This window comes from Microbacterium sp. USTB-Y (assembly GCF_023703415.1).
Lineage (GTDB): Bacteria > Actinomycetota > Actinomycetes > Actinomycetales > Microbacteriaceae > Microbacterium.
Map to the genome: position 1 here is coordinate 195,638 of NZ_JAGMTU010000005.1, position 14,598 is coordinate 210,235.

General features: G+C 69.8%; 16 protein-coding genes. 14 read left to right on the plus strand and 2 right to left on the minus strand.

The window, feature by feature from the left end:
- Positions 1-12: 12 nt before the first annotated feature.
- The 6 genes from J8G10_RS13730 (at position 13) to J8G10_RS13755 (ending at position 4,614) form a co-directional block, all read left to right on the plus strand.
- Complete coding sequence (locus tag J8G10_RS13730) at positions 13-1,173, plus strand: SseB family protein (protein ID WP_251445892.1); 1,161 nt, start codon at positions 13-15, stop codon at positions 1,171-1,173.
- A gap of 208 nt (positions 1,174-1,381) precedes the next feature.
- Entirely contained in the window at positions 1,382-2,008 is a 627-nt protein-coding gene (locus tag J8G10_RS13735) for a SipW-dependent-type signal peptide-containing protein (RefSeq protein ID WP_251445895.1), read from the plus strand.
- 7 nt (positions 2,009-2,015) lie between these two features.
- Positions 2,016-2,645: a SipW-dependent-type signal peptide-containing protein gene (locus tag J8G10_RS13740; RefSeq protein WP_251445899.1), complete on the plus strand. Its 630-nt coding sequence runs from the start codon at positions 2,016-2,018 to the stop codon at positions 2,643-2,645.
- A gap of 82 nt (positions 2,646-2,727) precedes the next feature.
- Complete coding sequence (locus tag J8G10_RS13745) at positions 2,728-3,477, plus strand: signal peptidase I (protein ID WP_251445902.1); 750 nt, start codon at positions 2,728-2,730, stop codon at positions 3,475-3,477.
- On the plus strand, positions 3,464-4,108 hold the full coding sequence (locus J8G10_RS13750; protein ID WP_251445904.1) for an LPXTG cell wall anchor domain-containing protein: 645 nt from the start codon (positions 3,464-3,466) through the stop codon (positions 4,106-4,108). Before J8G10_RS13745 ends, J8G10_RS13750 begins: the two co-directional genes overlap by 14 nt.
- Positions 4,105-4,614, plus strand: a complete 510-nt coding sequence (locus J8G10_RS13755; RefSeq protein WP_251445907.1) for a hypothetical protein — start codon at positions 4,105-4,107, stop codon at positions 4,612-4,614. Before J8G10_RS13750 ends, J8G10_RS13755 begins: the two co-directional genes overlap by 4 nt.
- Before the next feature lie 25 nt (positions 4,615-4,639).
- On the opposite strand, the gene J8G10_RS13760 is transcribed toward J8G10_RS13755, so the two are convergent.
- Entirely contained in the window at positions 4,640-5,317 is a 678-nt protein-coding gene (locus J8G10_RS13760; RefSeq protein ID WP_251445909.1) for a YqaJ viral recombinase family protein, read from the minus strand.
- 277 nt (positions 5,318-5,594) lie between these two features.
- On the opposite strand from J8G10_RS13760, the gene J8G10_RS13765 reads away from it, so the two are divergent.
- The 3 genes from J8G10_RS13765 (at position 5,595) to rplL (ending at position 7,949) form a co-directional block, all read left to right on the plus strand.
- Positions 5,595-6,635 (plus strand): hypothetical protein, encoded by a 1,041-nt coding sequence (locus J8G10_RS13765; protein ID WP_251445911.1) that lies wholly within the window; start codon positions 5,595-5,597, stop codon positions 6,633-6,635.
- Between the two features lie 392 nt (positions 6,636-7,027).
- Entirely contained in the window at positions 7,028-7,516 is a 489-nt protein-coding gene (gene rplJ, locus J8G10_RS13770; protein ID WP_251445913.1) for a 50S ribosomal protein L10, read from the plus strand.
- A 49-nt stretch (positions 7,517-7,565) separates the two neighbouring features.
- Positions 7,566-7,949 (plus strand): 50S ribosomal protein L7/L12, encoded by a 384-nt coding sequence (gene rplL, locus J8G10_RS13775; protein ID WP_251445916.1) that lies wholly within the window; start codon positions 7,566-7,568, stop codon positions 7,947-7,949.
- 139 nt (positions 7,950-8,088) lie between these two features.
- On the opposite strand, the gene J8G10_RS13780 is transcribed toward rplL, so the two are convergent.
- Positions 8,089-9,108 (minus strand): LacI family DNA-binding transcriptional regulator, encoded by a 1,020-nt coding sequence (locus J8G10_RS13780; RefSeq protein ID WP_251445920.1) that lies wholly within the window; start codon positions 9,106-9,108, stop codon positions 8,089-8,091.
- 233 nt (positions 9,109-9,341) lie between these two features.
- Between J8G10_RS13780 and J8G10_RS13785 the strand changes: the two genes are divergently transcribed.
- The 5 genes from J8G10_RS13785 (at position 9,342) to J8G10_RS13805 (ending at position 14,567) form a co-directional block, all read left to right on the plus strand.
- The gene (locus J8G10_RS13785) at positions 9,342-10,673 is read left to right on the plus strand and encodes an ABC transporter substrate-binding protein (protein WP_251445924.1); all 1,332 of its coding nucleotides are present in this window, start codon (positions 9,342-9,344) and stop codon (positions 10,671-10,673) included.
- Between the two features lie 117 nt (positions 10,674-10,790).
- A complete protein-coding gene (locus tag J8G10_RS13790; RefSeq protein WP_251445927.1) occupies positions 10,791-12,134 on the plus strand; it encodes a carbohydrate ABC transporter permease in 1,344 nt (447 codons plus the stop codon).
- Complete coding sequence (locus tag J8G10_RS13795; protein WP_251445932.1) at positions 12,134-13,102, plus strand: carbohydrate ABC transporter permease; 969 nt, start codon at positions 12,134-12,136, stop codon at positions 13,100-13,102. Before J8G10_RS13790 ends, J8G10_RS13795 begins: the two co-directional genes overlap by 1 nt.
- 143 nt (positions 13,103-13,245) lie before the next feature.
- Positions 13,246-13,893: a phosphatase PAP2 family protein gene (locus J8G10_RS13800; protein ID WP_251445937.1), complete on the plus strand. Its 648-nt coding sequence runs from the start codon at positions 13,246-13,248 to the stop codon at positions 13,891-13,893.
- A 65-nt stretch (positions 13,894-13,958) separates the two neighbouring features.
- Positions 13,959-14,567, plus strand: coding sequence for a GNAT family N-acetyltransferase (locus J8G10_RS13805; RefSeq protein WP_251445941.1), 609 nt, complete (start codon positions 13,959-13,961; stop codon positions 14,565-14,567).
- Positions 14,568-14,598: the final 31 nt, after the last annotated feature.

Sequence of the window (14,598 nt, forward strand, 5' to 3'; positions counted from 1 at the left end):
TAGGCTGGGACAATGGGTCTTTTCTCGCGCCGTAGCAAGCAGGACGATGCCGTCACGCCGGAGTCCGCTCCTGCCACCGCCGAGGAGGCCGCCGACGCCGACCGGGCATCGGTCTCCGTCGCCGAGGGCGGCGCCGGCGCGGCCGACGCCGATGTGCCGGTCGTGAACATCGCGGTGCAGGCCTTTCGCGGGCTGGGCTCGCCGTCCGGCCCCGTCGTCGACGCGCCGACCGAGGCGCCCGAGCCCGGTCATGACCTGATCGACCCCGTCGTGGACGAGGCGCCCGTGCCGCCTGCTCAGGCGCAGGCTCCTTCCGGGCGTCCGCCGCTCCCGCTGGCTCCGGCGGATCCGCCGGAGCCGACCGAGTCGATCCCCGGAATGCCCGACAACGTGCTGCTGCGCGAGGCGCTCGCCATGCTCGGCGACGACGCGAGCCAGGCGGAGCTGCTCGGCGTGCTCCGCCAGTCGCTGCAGGGCAACCTCTTCTTGCGCGTGAGCGGCGATGCCGGCGAGCAGATCAAGGAGGGCCGGCCGCTCGCCGTCGCCGTCGTCAACGACGGCGAGAACTCCTTCATGCTCGCTTTCAGCTCGGCCGCCGCCGTGCGCGACTCCGTGCAGCAGGGCGATGAGGACCCGTCGGAGACCTCTGCCGTGGTGCAGCCCGTTCAGGCCGTCTACCAGAACGTGATCGAGGGACCTTTCGCCGGGCTCATCATCGACAACGCCTCCGAGCCGCACCGTGTCGTGTTCCCGTCGGAGATCCTGCAGAAGGCGCTGGAGGAGGCGGATCCGACCTTCGCGGTCAAGGCCCTGCTCGCGGCGCCCCGTGCGGCGGACTCCGAGGCCCGTGTGGCCGAGGCGCTGACCACGGCCCGGCTCTGGGTGGCGGTCAGCGATGTCGACGGCGACGGCCAGTACGGCGTGGCGGAGGCGCACACGGCCGAAGGGGCACGCTACCTGCAGCTGTTCAGCCACCCGCTCGAGGTCATCGCGCTCGGCCGCGGCGACCAGCCCCTGCCCTTCACCGCCGAGCAGATCGGCGCCGTGCTCGTCCAGCAGCCCGAGATGAGCGGCGTGCTGGTCGACGCCGCGGGCCCCGCGATCGCGGTCGGGCGGGACGCCCTCGGTCCTGTGATCGCGCTTGCTCCCGCTGCGGAGGAATCGGCCGAGTAGGCCGCCGGCCCGGCCGGAGCCGGCCGAGGAGGCCGTCGGTCCGGCGCGGAATCGGCCCGGCGGAGCCCCGTCGAGTGGCTCTGGGAGGGCATCCTCAAGGGCACCCTCAAGGATCCGTGAAGCCAACCTCAAGAACATGTGAACGCTCTTGCATGCCAGTATTCCGAAATGAAGGATGAGGTCAACAACCCCGACCACGAGGACGATCATGACCAGCACAGCCCCTTCATCCATCCGCACACGTCGCAAGGTTCTCGCCGTCCTCGCCGGAGGCCTCGTCCTCGGCGTGGGCGCCGCGATCACCCTCGCGGCCTGGAACGACTCCGAGTTCGCGACCGGCACGTTCACCGCCGGCTCCTTCAACCTGCAGGGGTCCACGGACGGCACCACCTACGGCGAGCACACGACCGCTCCCGGCGCTCCGCTGACGTTCAGCGCCAACTTCGGCAACCTCACGCCCGGTGACAGCGTCTACGCGTCGTACTGGCTGCAGCTCGACAAGAACACGACCAGCCCGGCGACCGTCACGCCCGCGCTCGACGCCACGTCCGGCACGGGCAGCAACGCATCGGCCATCTCGTACAAGGTCTACACGGTGCCCAGCGCGACCGTGTGCGACGCGAACGTGGCCACGACCGGCACCCTGATCCTTTCCGGCGCGAACCTCAGCACCGCCACCGGTGCGACGAGCTTCTCGCTGGCCAAGGGCACCCCGCCGACCACCGCCGGCGCCGCGCAGAAGCTGTGCTTCGTCGCGACCGCCGGAACCCAGGCGGTCCTGCAGCAGGGGCAGAGCGGAACGGCCGTCTGGAAGTTCACCGCGACCTCGAACTGAGGACGTCATGATGCGAGCCCACCGGGGGAGGCGAGCAGCGCCGCGCGCCGAGGTGCGAAGGATCCGTCTGCTGCGGATCCGGGCGCTGCTCGTCGGCGGGCTCGTGCTCGGCACGGGAGCGACATCCACCCTGGCGAGCTGGAACGACGGCGAGTACGCCACCGGTTCGTTCACGGCCGCCCGATTCGGCATCGAGGGCAAGCTGCCCACCGAGACCGACTACGGCAAGCACACCGGTTCCAATGCGGCAGTGCTGGGGTTCACCCCCGCCGTGACCGGTCTGTATCCCGGGGTCACCGGGTATGCGGCGTTCTCCGTGCGGGCCACCAGCGGATCGATCGCCGGCTCGGTCCGGCTCACCGCCGGAACGCCGACCGGCACGCTCACCGAACTCCGCTACGGCGTGCGGACGGTGGGCAGCGCATCGGCGTGCAACGCCTCCGGCTACTCCGGCGGGACCTCCGTGATCCCGGACAACTCGACCTTGGACACGTCGGCCGCCGTCGCGCAGACGCTGGCCGCCGACCGCACCCCGGTGTACTACTGCTTCGCGATCTCGTTGCCCGTGGGGGCCTCGAACGGGATGCAGTCCCAGTCGAGGGCGCAGTCGTGGCAGTTCGTCGCGACCTCCGGCTGAGCCGGGCGCACGCGGCGGCGGCACCGAAGGATCCACGTGATCGCGATCCGCTCGCCGCGGACCACACAGAGAGAAGGACGGCATGACCGAGACGACGCAGCCCCTCACCCGCCGTGCCGCGCGCGAGAACGCGGCGGCAGACGGCACCCGCGGCGAGCACGCCGAGACTCCCCGCACGACAGCGGCGGAGTCCCGTGACGAGCGACCGGCCGCGGAGGGCGGACGGTCGCGCCGCACCTCTCTTCGAGGTGTGCTCGGCGAGGTCCTGCTCTGGGTCCTGGCCCTGGCGGGGCTCGTCTGCATCGTGCTGGTGGTCCTCGCGTTCACCGCGCACATCACGCTCATCATGTTCCGCACCGGCTCGATGGCCCCCACGATCCCCGCCGGATCCGTCGCTATCGTGCAGCAGATCCCCGCGTCGCAGGTGCACGTCGGAGACGTGGTCACCGTGGACCGCCCCGGCGAGCTCCCCATCACGCACCGGGTGCGCGTGGTCGCGGACGGCGCGCAGCCCGGCGAGCGCCTCCTCACGCTGCGCGGCGACGCGAACGCGCACGACGACCTGGCGCCGTATCCGGTCTCGACCGTGCGGATCGTGCGCTTCTCGGTCCCCGGGGTCGCCCCCGTGATCGTCGCGTTCAGCAACCCGCTCGTGCTCGGCGGGATCACGGTCGGCGTCGCCGGCCTGGTGATCTGGGCGTTCTGGCCGCGCGGCCGCCGCCCGCAGGGACAGGAGGGCTCGGATGAGGGAGACGGCGGTCCGGCGGACCGTCCCGCGGACGCGGGGCCGCGTCGCCGGGGCGCAGGAACGGAGAACCGTGTATCGCCCTGACCGCGGCCCCGCCGGGATCCTCACCGCCCTGGCGGCGTCCGCGGTGCTGCTCATCGCCGCGATGCCGGCAGCAGACGCCGCGCCGACGACCGAGACCGTCCAGGGCCGGTACGTGCGCATCGTGTCGAGCGCCGACTGGGATGCCGCAGCGGCGATGGGACCGGGTGCCAGCGTGCGCTGGGACCTCGTGGTGAGTGCGGCCGCGCCGGAGCCCGGCACGCTGCGGCTCGGGCTCAGCGCCACCGGGGACGCCTCGATCACCGTCGACGCGCGGCTCTGCCCCACGGCGTGGCAGGGCGAGACGTGCACTGAGGGGGAGCGCCTGCTGCGTTCCGCGTGGACCGTCCCGCGCGACGGCCGGACGGTCGCGCTCGACGAGATCCCCGCCGACGCGGTCGCGCATCTCCGGCTGGATGTGCGCCTCGATGCGCGGGAGGACCCGGCGGTCACGCAGCTCCGCGTGCAGGCGGAGGGGCTCGGCGACCGGATCCAGACCGGTCCGACGCCGGCCCTCCCCGCGACCGGGGGATCCGTGCCGGTCGTGGCGATCGCCGGCGGGGCCGCGCTGCTCGTCGCGGCGGCCGTGCTCCTGCTCGTCGGCCGACGACGCCGCGGCGGCGAGGACTCATGAGCGTCGCCGAGCGCGGTCCGCGCCGTCGCGTCGCGATCGCCCTGCTCGCGATCGGGGCCTGTGCGGCGCTGCTCGCGTGGCCCCGGCCGGCCCTGACGGACGCGGCGTACACGGATACCGAGTACGTCGCGAGCGGCACCATCTCTGCCGGGTCGCTCTCGAATCCGACGAACATGACGTGCACTCCGATGAAGGCCCTCGGGATCATCACCGGAGTGACGGTCACGTGGCAGTCGGCGTATCCGCTGACGCCGACGACGGTTCCGACCTCGAAGCTCACCGCCAACCCGTCGAGCTACGTGAGCACGATCAGCTCCTCCGGGACGGGCCCGTTCACCTACACGATGACTCTCAACGAGGGGCTGCTCGGCGGCATCCTCGGCAACGCGCTCGGCAGCACGGTCACCTTCACCGTCGTCAATCAGGCGGGGACGAACTGGCAGTCGGCGAGCATCACCAAGACCTTGACGACGGGCGCGCTCGGGTTGAACCCCAAGTGCACGTGATCGGCCTGGTCCCGGCGCGAGCGCGTCACTCCGCGAGGGCGAGGGCGCGGAACATGTCGCGCTCGCGCAGCGCGTCCCGTTTGCTCGGCGCGGCCGGCGCGGGACGCGGAGGCGCCTGGCCCGTCGTGCGGTGGTAAAGCTCGTCGATCAGGCGCGTGGCGAGGCCGACCAGGCGCCCGATCTCGCGGTCGTCGCGGTCGATCCACACCGACTTGGGCTCGTCGTGGATGGGGCGGAAGTCGTCGTGCTCCTCCCACACGAACAGCGTGCGCTCGGCGCCGAGCACATGCTGCTGCCACCACACCTGTCGCAGGTAGGTGCGGGGGATGGAGCGCCACGACTTGTTGGTGGTCTTGATCTCCGCGAGCAGCACGCGGCCGCCCGGCTCCTGCACGATGCCGTCGGGGGTAGCCAGGTGGCGCTTCTCGACCTCGGCGCAGAACAGGGCCGACGAGGGCAGGATGCCGTGGGTCGCGGCGACCCAGGCGGCGATCTCCGGCTCGCGACGCCGGCCGTGGTCGGTGTAGACGTTGCCGCCGAAGCGGGGTCCCGCGCCGAGCTTGGCGTCGGCCGCGCGGGCGATCGAGGTCTCGCTGGTGAGCCCGGCGACGTCGGTCGCGGTGATCCCGCGGGCCCGCGCGCGCAGCCACGCCACCCGGTCGCGCGAGTCGGCGACGATGCGCGCTTCGAGTTCCGGGGTCACCCACCGAGGCTACCTCCGGCCGCCGACTCCGGCGCCCTGGCACGCCGCGGGGACGGAGTCCGCGTCCGCCGGTAACGCCCGGCGCCGAGTGCACGGTCGGTTGCCGAGCGCACGGGTCGTTCGCGCGAAGTTCCCGTCCAGTCGGCGGGTTCCCGTGCGGTCGCGGCCGACGACGCCGGGTGGCCCTTCGTTCCGCACAACGGGCGAACCCGCCGGGTCCCGCACCTTTCGCGTGAGGCGCCCTCCACGATGCCCCGGCACGGCGCCAGCATCAGGCATGATCTCATTCGATTCTCTTCCGGCTCATCCGGATCCGCTCGTCGGCGCCTCGCATCCGCCCCTCGAGCACGAGGTGCGCTCGCGCGACGATCTGATCCTGAACGGGTGGACGGATCGGCGCCTCGCGGCTGCCGTTGCGCGAGGCGAGCTCTTCCACCTCCGGCGCGGCTGGTACATCGACGGCGCAGAACGTGCGGCGCTCCACCCCGAGGAGCGTCATCGGGCGCACGTCATCGCGGTCGCGCGGGACAGCACCGGGGGTGCGGTCATGTCGCACACGTCCGCCGCCGTGCTCTGGCGGCTGCCGCTGCACCGGATCCGCTGCGCGGCCGTGCACATGACGATGCCCGCCGCCCGGCGGGTGTCGAGCAGCCCCGACGTACGGCGGCATGCGGGGCCGTTGCCCGCCGCCGATGTCGTGAGCGTCGACGGGATCCGATGCACCTCGCTGTCACGCACGGTGTTCGATCTCCTGTGCGTCCTGCCTCGGGAAGCCGCCGTGTCGGTCGCGGATGCCGCGGAGCGTCAGATGGCGCGGCGCCTGCGCGAGTGGGATCTGGATGCGGTCGCGGCCTGGCGCCTCGAGCTCGGCCGACGCCTCGCCGAGGCCGACGGGAGGAGGGGCGTCCGTCAGGCGCGATGGGTCGCGGCGTTCGCGGACGGACGGGCGCAGCCTCCCGGTGAGAGCGTCAGCCGACTGCAGCTGCATCGGCTCGGGTTCGCGGCGCCCGAGCTCCAGGTTCCGGTGGCGGGACCGGACGGGCGGACCTTCTTCGTGGACTTCGAGCTCGGCGATGTGCGCTGCTTCGGTGAGTTCGACGGCAAGGAGAAGTACTTCGACGAGGCGATGCGCTCGGGGCGCACCGTGGAGCAGGTGATCTTCGACGAGAAGCGCCGGGAGGACTGGATCCGCGGTGCCTCGCAGAACCGTTTCGCCCGCTGGGGGATGGAGCACATCGGCACACCGGCCGCCCTCGGCCGCCGACTCGCCTCGTTCGGCGTGCGTCCGCCGGATGCCGGTGCGCAGGGTCGCCGATGATGCCCCGCGCCGAGTGCACGGGTGGTTGCCGAGTGCACGGGCTGTTCGCGCGAAGTTCCCGTGCAGTCGACGGGTTCCCGTGCGCTCGCGGCGAGAGCGGACGACGCGGCGGCGAGAGCGGCGCCGATTTGGGGGAGCGGCGCCGATGCCGTAGTCTGGGACCAACCGAAGACCGCTGGTCATCGTCGTGTGCGCGAGCACGAGGCGATCGAAGCACTGCCGGATCCTGGATCCGAACAGCAGAGGCCCGCGCAGGTGACACGAACGAACTCCAGATCCTGGACCACGCTCCGTGCGCTTGCGCCGGAGCGTTTTTGTTTGCCTGCAGAGCGCGGCGGTCGAGGCCGGTGCTCCACCGCCGTGGAGCATCCCGTACTCATCAAGGAGTGACCATGGCGCAGAAGGATGCATCGGTCGCCGAGCTCACGAAGAATTTCGAGAACTCGAACGCCGTCCTGCTGACCGAGTACCGCGGTCTGACGGTTGCCCAGCTCAAGCAGCTGCGCAACAACATCCGTCAGGACGCGAACTACGCCGTGGTGAAGAACACGCTGACCAAGATCGCCGCGAACAACGCGGGGATCACGGCGCTGGACGACGACCTCAAGGGTCCGTCGGCCGTCGCGTTCGTGCACGGCGACTTCGTCGCCACCGCCAAGGCTCTGCGTGACTTCGCCAAGGCCAACCCGCTTCTCGTGATCAAGGGCGGCATCTTCGAGGGCAACGCCCTGAGTGCCGACGAGGTCAACAAGTACGCCTCCCTGGAGAGCCGTGAGGTTCTGCTGGCGAAGGCTGCGGGCATGATGAAGGCGACGATGGGCAAGGCCGCGGCCACCATCGATGCTCTTCGCGAGAAGCTGGAGACCGCCGAGGCCGCCTGAGCCTCCAGGTCTTCACCCCCCAAACCCCCATCTATCTAGGAGATACATCATGGCGAAGCTCACCACCGAGGAGCTGCTCGACCAGTTCGCTGGTCTGACCCTTGTCGAGCTCAGCGAGTTCGTGAAGGCGTTCGAGGAGAAGTTCGACGTCACCGCTGCCGCTCCCGTCGCCGTCGCCGGCGCTGCGGGTGGCGCTGCCGGCGCCGAGGCCGAGGAGGAGAAGGACTCGTTCGACGTCATCCTCGAGGCCGCCGGTGACAAGAAGATCCAGGTCATCAAGGTCGTCCGCGAGCTCACCTCGCTCGGCCTCGGCGAGGCCAAGGCCGTCGTCGACGGTGCCCCGAAGGCCGTCCTCGAGGGCGCCAACAAGGAGGCCGCCGAGAAGGCCAAGGCTTCCCTGGAGGAGGCCGGCGCTACGGTCACCCTCAAGTGAGTCGAGGCGGGTAAAGGCTGCGAAGCAGCGTTGACCCGCCGGCGACTCAGGTTGAGCGAGGACGCGCGTAGCGCGCCCGAGACGAAACCTGCGTCAGAGACGCTGCGAAGGCCCCGGGTTCTCCCGGGGCCTTCGTGCGTCAGCGGGCTGTCTCCGCTCGCGGCGGGGCCGTCGACTGGCGGGCCACGAGGGTCGCGGGGGAGACCACGTGCTCGAGTGCGGCCTCGGGATCCTGCATCCGCGCGCGCAGCAGGCGCACCGCCTCGACGCCCTGCTCCCGGGGGTTCTGCCGGATGGTGGTCAGACTGAACATCTCGGCGTAGCGGTGGTCGTCGATGCCGGTCACGCTGAGTTCGCTGGGCACGCCGATGCCGAGCCGCTGCGCCGCGATGATCGCCCCCACGGCCGCCTCGTCGCACACCGCCGCGATCGCCGTGGGGCGGCTGCGCCGGTCGGCGAGGAGGGCTGCGGCGGTGGCGAACGCCTCGGGGATCGTGGACTGCGTGGGCACGGCCCTGATGTGTTCCTCCAGGCCCGCGGCGATCATCGCCTGCCGGTAGCCGTCGAGCCGCTTGCGCTCCCCGAAGCTGAACTGGTCGGCATCCGGCTCGTCCCCGAGGAATGCGATGTTCTCATGGCCGAGGTCGATCAGGTGCTCCGTCGCCACGCGCGCGGCCACCACGTCGTCGATCGAGACGGTGTCGGCGCCCTGGGTGAAGGGACCGACGGACACGAGCGGCAGTCCGATCCCCGCGAGCCGTTCCAGCTCATGCGCGCCGGGCTGCAGGCACACGGCGATGATGCCGTCGAAGCGGCGGCCCGCCAGGGCGTGATCCAGCATGCGGGCGCGTTCGGCGCTGCCCTCGGCCGCGCCGTACAGGGCGAGGTCGAGTCCGTCGTCGATGAGGGCCTGCTGGAGACCCGCGAGCAGCTCGGCGAAGTACCAGCGGTCGGCCATGGGCATGATGACGCCGATGGTCGAGGTGCGCCCCGTCGCGAGGCTCGATGCGCTGGAGTGCGCGGCGTAGGCCAGCTCGCGGGCGGCGCGCTCCACGCGCTCCCGGGTCTCGGCGGAGACGTAGCCGTTGCCGCTGAGCGCGCGACTGGCCGTGGACTTCGCCACGCCCGCGCGCAGTGCGACATCGATGATCCCGGTCACGGCGCATCCTCCTCGAAACGGATGCCCTCACCATAGCGATATCCCAGCTTCTATGGAACCGGTTTCTTCAATCGATCTCACCGGAATCACCGCGCAAACGCCTGGTTATCCAGTTGTGATCGAATCCGCATTGCGGAAGTAACGGAGAGCCCACTAGTGTCGCCTGGAAGCGGTTCCTGAAGGAGCCCCCAGTGCTGGGGAAATCCACCCCGCGAATTCGAAGGAGAAAACGTATGGGAATGTCTCAGCGACGTCGCCTGATCGCGCCTCTGGCGTTGCTTGCGGTGTCCGGACTCGCGCTCGCGGGATGTGCCGAAGGCGGCTCGTCCGGGGGCGGGGACTCGTCCGGCAAGGGTGAGACCGTCAAGATCTCCGGCGGCATCACGGGATCCGAGGCGGACCTGCTGAACAAGTCCTTCGACCAGTTCACCAAGGACACCGGGATCAAGGTCGTCTACACGGGCGACAAGGGCTTCGAGGGCAACATCGTCACCAAGGTGTCCGGCGGCAGCGCCCCCGACATCGCGATCGTGCCGCAGCCGGGTCTGCTGAAGAGCCTCGTCGGCACCGGCCAGGTCAAGGAGGCCCCCTCGGAGGTCGCGGCGAACGTCGACAAGAACTGGTCCAAGGACTGGAAGACCTACGGCACGATCGACGGCAAGTTCTACGCCGCTCCGATGCTGGCCAACGTCAAGGGCTACGTCTGGTATTCGCCCGCCAAGTTCAAGGAGCTCGGCGTCGAGGTGCCGAAGACCTGGGACGACCTGCTGGCGCTCACCAAGACGCTCCAGGAGAAGAGCGGCGCCGCACCGTGGTGCGCGGGCTTCGCCTCGGGCGACGCCTCCGGCTGGCCCGGCACCGACTGGATCGAGGACCTGGTCCTCCGCCAGAGCGGCACCGACGTCTACGACAAGTGGGTCGCGGGCGACGTGAAGTTCACCGACCCGCAGATCAAGCAGGCCTTCGACGCCCTCGGCACGATCCTGCTCGACCCGAAGTACGTCAACGCCGGCTTCGGCGACGTGAAGAGCATCAACTCGACCGCCTTCGCCGACGTCGCGGCCAAGGTCGCCGACGGCACCTGCCTCATGACGCACCAGGCCTCGTTCCTCTCGTCGAACTTCCTCGACGTGAAGACCAAGGACGGCAAGGCGCCGACCGTGGCGCCCGACGGCGACGTGTACGCCTTCGTGCTTCCCGGCATGAAGGAAGGCGAGACCACCATCGAGGGCGGCGGCGAGTTCGTCGCGGGCTTCAGCGACAACACCGCGACCAAGAAGGTCCTGGAGTTCATGTCATCGCCCGAGTTCGCGAACGCCCGCGTGAAGCTGGGCGGCGTCATCTCCGCCAACAAGAACGCGGACGCCTCGCTCGCCTCCAGCGAGTTCCTTCAGGACGCGATGAAGACGCTGCAGGATCCGAAGACCACGCTGCGTTTCGACGCGAGCGACCTGATGCCGGCCACCGTCGGCTCCGGCTCGTTCTGGAAGGGCATGGTCAGCTGGATCGACGGCAAGCCGACCGATCAGGTGCTGAGCGACATCCAGGCCGGTTACAAGAACTAGCCTGAGCAGCACCCCCGTAGGGCTGCGGGGCTCGTCCGCATCATCGCGGACGGCCCCGCAGTCGTCATCGGGCAGATTCCTGACAGAGTTCATCGTCGAACCCGGAAGGGGCTCCACATGTCGCAGACCACAGCGACCGAGACCGCGAGATCCGATCGCAAGACCGAGTCCGTGCGCTCCGGCCGCACCACCGCTTCCCGATCCGTCACGGTCGGCGCCTACATCGTCGGCGCGATCCTGATCATCGGGATCTTCATCGCTCTCATCGCCGGCGGTCCGGCGGAGAGCCCGAAGCCGACCTCGCTCGGCTTCTCCCTGAACAGCTTCTTCGTCTGGCTCGGCGGTCTGAACCCGCTGCTGCAGATCCCCTTGGTGCTGGTCGTCTTCGGCATCGTGGCCGGGGTGCTGCTGGTGCTCATCGAGTACGCGCCGAGGCACGGCAAGGGCTATTTCTGGCTGCGTCTCGTGGCCTGTTTCGCCATTCCGGTGCTGGCGTTCATGATGCTGCGTCCGTATCAGAACGCGGTCGTGTACGTCATGATCATCGCCCTGGTCGCCGGCGGCCTGCTGTTCTTCGCCGACTACCGTGCGCGCGAGGGATCCGGCTACCTGTTCCAGCTCACGCTGTTCATGGCCCCGGCCACCCTGCTGCTGATCATCGGCCTCATCTACCCGGCCGTCTCGACGATCATCCAGTCCTTCTTCGACAAGACGGGCAAGGACTTCGTCGCCCTCGAGAACTACCAGTGGGTGTTCACGAACCCGGAGGGGTTCTGGTCCGTGATCAACACGCTGATCTGGGCGCTCATCGCCCCGATCGTGTCGACGATCTTCGGGCTCGCGTACGCGGTGTTCATCGACCGCGCGCGGGGCGAGAAGATCCTGAAGGTGTTCGTGTTCATGCCCGTCGCGATCTCGTTCGTCGGCGCCGGCATCATCTGGAAGTTCATCTACGACTTCCGGCAGGGCGACCAGATCGGCCTGCTGAACGCGATCGTGACGCTGTTCGGCGGCAAGCCGGTCTCCTGGCTCGACACGACCCCGCTCGTCAACACCGTCTGCCTGCTCATCGTCTTCATCTGGACGCAGACCGGGTTCGCGATGGTGATCCTGTCGGCGGCGATCAAGGCGGTTCCGACCGAGCAGATCGAGGCGGCGTCCCTGGACGGCGCGAACGCCTGGGAGAGGTTCCGCAACGTCACGGTTCCGGGGATCCGCTCCTCCCTGATCGTGGTGCTCACCACGATCACCATCGCCTCGCTGAAGGTCTACGACATCGTCGCCGTGATGACCGGCGGCCGGGCGAACAGCACCGTGCTCGGCTTCGAGATGGTCAACCAGCAGCAGCGCTTCCAGAGCTACGGGCACTCCTCGGCGCTGGCCGTCGTGCTGTTCCTGTTCGTGCTGCCGCTGATCATCTACAACGCCCGGCAGATGGCCAAGCAGAGGGAGATCCGCTGATGAGTGCGACGCAGGCAGTCGTCACCGACAACCGCAGCGCGCGCCAGGTCGCACGCGACACCCGCCGCAACGAGGCCACCGCGCAGAAGCGGCTCACGTCGCGCGGCGCCACGATCGCGGCGGTGATCATCGCGATCTTCTGGACCATCCCCACGCTGGGGCTCTTCGTGACGTCGTTCCGCCCCGGAGCCGACTCGAACAGCACCGGCTGGTGGACCGTGTTCGTGAACCCGTCGTTCACGTTGAGCAACTACGCCGACGCGCTGAACTCGGGAGGCACCGCGCTGACGCTCGGGGCCTCGTTCGTGAACTCGCTCGCCATCACGATCCCGGCCACGGTGATCCCGATCTTCATCGCATCGCTCGCCGCCTACGGCTTCGCGTGGATGAACTTCAAGGGCAAGAACCTCGTGTTCGTGCTCGTGTTCGCGCTGCAGATCGTGCCCATCCAGATGGCCCTGGTGCCGCTGCTGTCGCTGTTCTCCCGCGGGCTCACGCTGTTCGGCACGCAGATCTTCCCCGGCTTCACCCTGCGCGATGTGGACCACAGCTTCGCCACGGTGTGGATCGCGCACGCGATCTTCGCGATGCCGCTGGCGATCTTCATGCTGCACAACTTCATCTCGGAGATCCCCGGTGAGGTCGTCGAGGCGGCCCGCGTGGACGGCGCCGGGCACGGGCAGATCTTCTTCCGGATCATCCTGCCGCTCGCGATGCCGGCCATCGCGTCGTTCGCGATCTTCCAGTTCCTGTGGGTGTGGAACGACCTGCTGGTGGCGACGATCTTCGCGCCGGAATCGTCACTGCCGTTGACCCAGACGCTGAACTCGCTGTCCGGCACCTGGGGCAATCAGTGGTACCTGCAGTCGGCGGGAACGTTCATCTCGATCATCGTCCCGCTGATCGTGTTCTTCGCCCTGCAGCGCTTTTTCGTGCGCGGTCTGCTGGCCGGCGCGACGAAGGGCTGATCACCGCACCATCGCCGAGGCCGGTGCCCGCACGTCGCGGGCGCCGGCCTCGTCCGTGCCACCCGCGTCCGGGATCCGGCCTTTCGGCGGGCTCTCGGAACGGCCGGCGCGGTTCCGGGAGCGGATCGGGGGAGAATGGGCGGATGACGCGTCGGCTGGCTCTCGTCCTCGGTCTCGTCGGGGTCGCGGTGACCCTGGCGACGGCGGTCGTCCTGGCGACCGCACCGGGCCTCATCGTCTCGCTCGACGACGCCTGGAACCTCGAGATGGTCGAGTGGCGCAACCCCGCGCTGACCGGCTGGGCGCTGGTCATGAACGTGCTCGGAGGGGGCTGGGTCGCGACGATCCTCACCCCGCTCCTGATCGCGCTCCTCGCGTGGATCGTGCGCGGCTGGCGCGGCGCCGTGTTCGCGCTCGCGGCCTTCGCGTTCAGCGCCGGGATCGTCCAGCTCGTGAAGAGGGCGCTGGGCCGGGACCGGCCGCAGGATCTGCTGATCGCCTCGGATTTCGGATCCTTCCCCTCCGGGCACACCTCGAATGCCGCGACGCTCGCCGTGGTGCTCTGGTTCCTGTTCCCGTCGCTGTGGGTCGCGATCGGCGGCGCCCTCTGGGCGGTCGCGATGGGCTTCTCCCGCACCGTGCTCAGCGTGCACTGGTTCAGCGACACGGTCGGCGGCGCGCTGATCGGCGCGGGGGCGGCCCTGCTCCTCGCAGCCGCGCTGTGGCGCTGGGTCCGCCTGCCGTCGATGCTCGAGGCGGGAGACGGCCGGAGCGCGGATCCGCCTCGCTAGGCTGAGAGGATCCGCTGGTCTCCGGGCGCCGCAGCGCGTCCGGGACGCCGATCGAAGGGCACTCCGTGGCACGCATCCGACCGTTCCGCTCCGACGACGTCGACGGGCTGTACGACGTGTGCGTGAGGACCGCGGACGTGGGTGCCGACGCCACCGGCATGCTCGAGGACGACGCCCTCTGGGGCGACCTCTTCGCGGTGCCCTATGCGCGCCGCGACCCCGGGCTGTGCTGGGTGGTCGAGTCCGACGACGCGCGGGTGATCGGCTACGTGGTCGCCACGGACGACACGAACGCCTTCGCCGGCTGGTTCCGCGACGAGTGGTGGCCGTCGCGCCGCGACCGCTATCGCCGCTCCGGTGCGCAGGAGCCCACCGCTCAGGACCGCTTCATCGCATACGGCGACCGGCAGGCGCCGAGTGACGACGCGATCGTGCGGGAGTACCCCGCGCACCTCCACATCGACCTGCTGCCGGAGACCCAGGGGCAGGGGCTCGGCCGCCGGCTCATCGACACCCTGCTCGCCGAGCTCGGACGTCGGGGCGTGCCCGGGCTGCACCTCGGGATGAACGCCGACAACCATTCGGCCGGCGCCTTCTACGAACGGCTCGGCTTCACCGAGCTCGCCTCGGGGGAGGGCAGCACCACCTACGGGATCCGGATCCCCTCGGCCTGACAGCGGGTGACGTTGACGGGAAGCGTCGGCC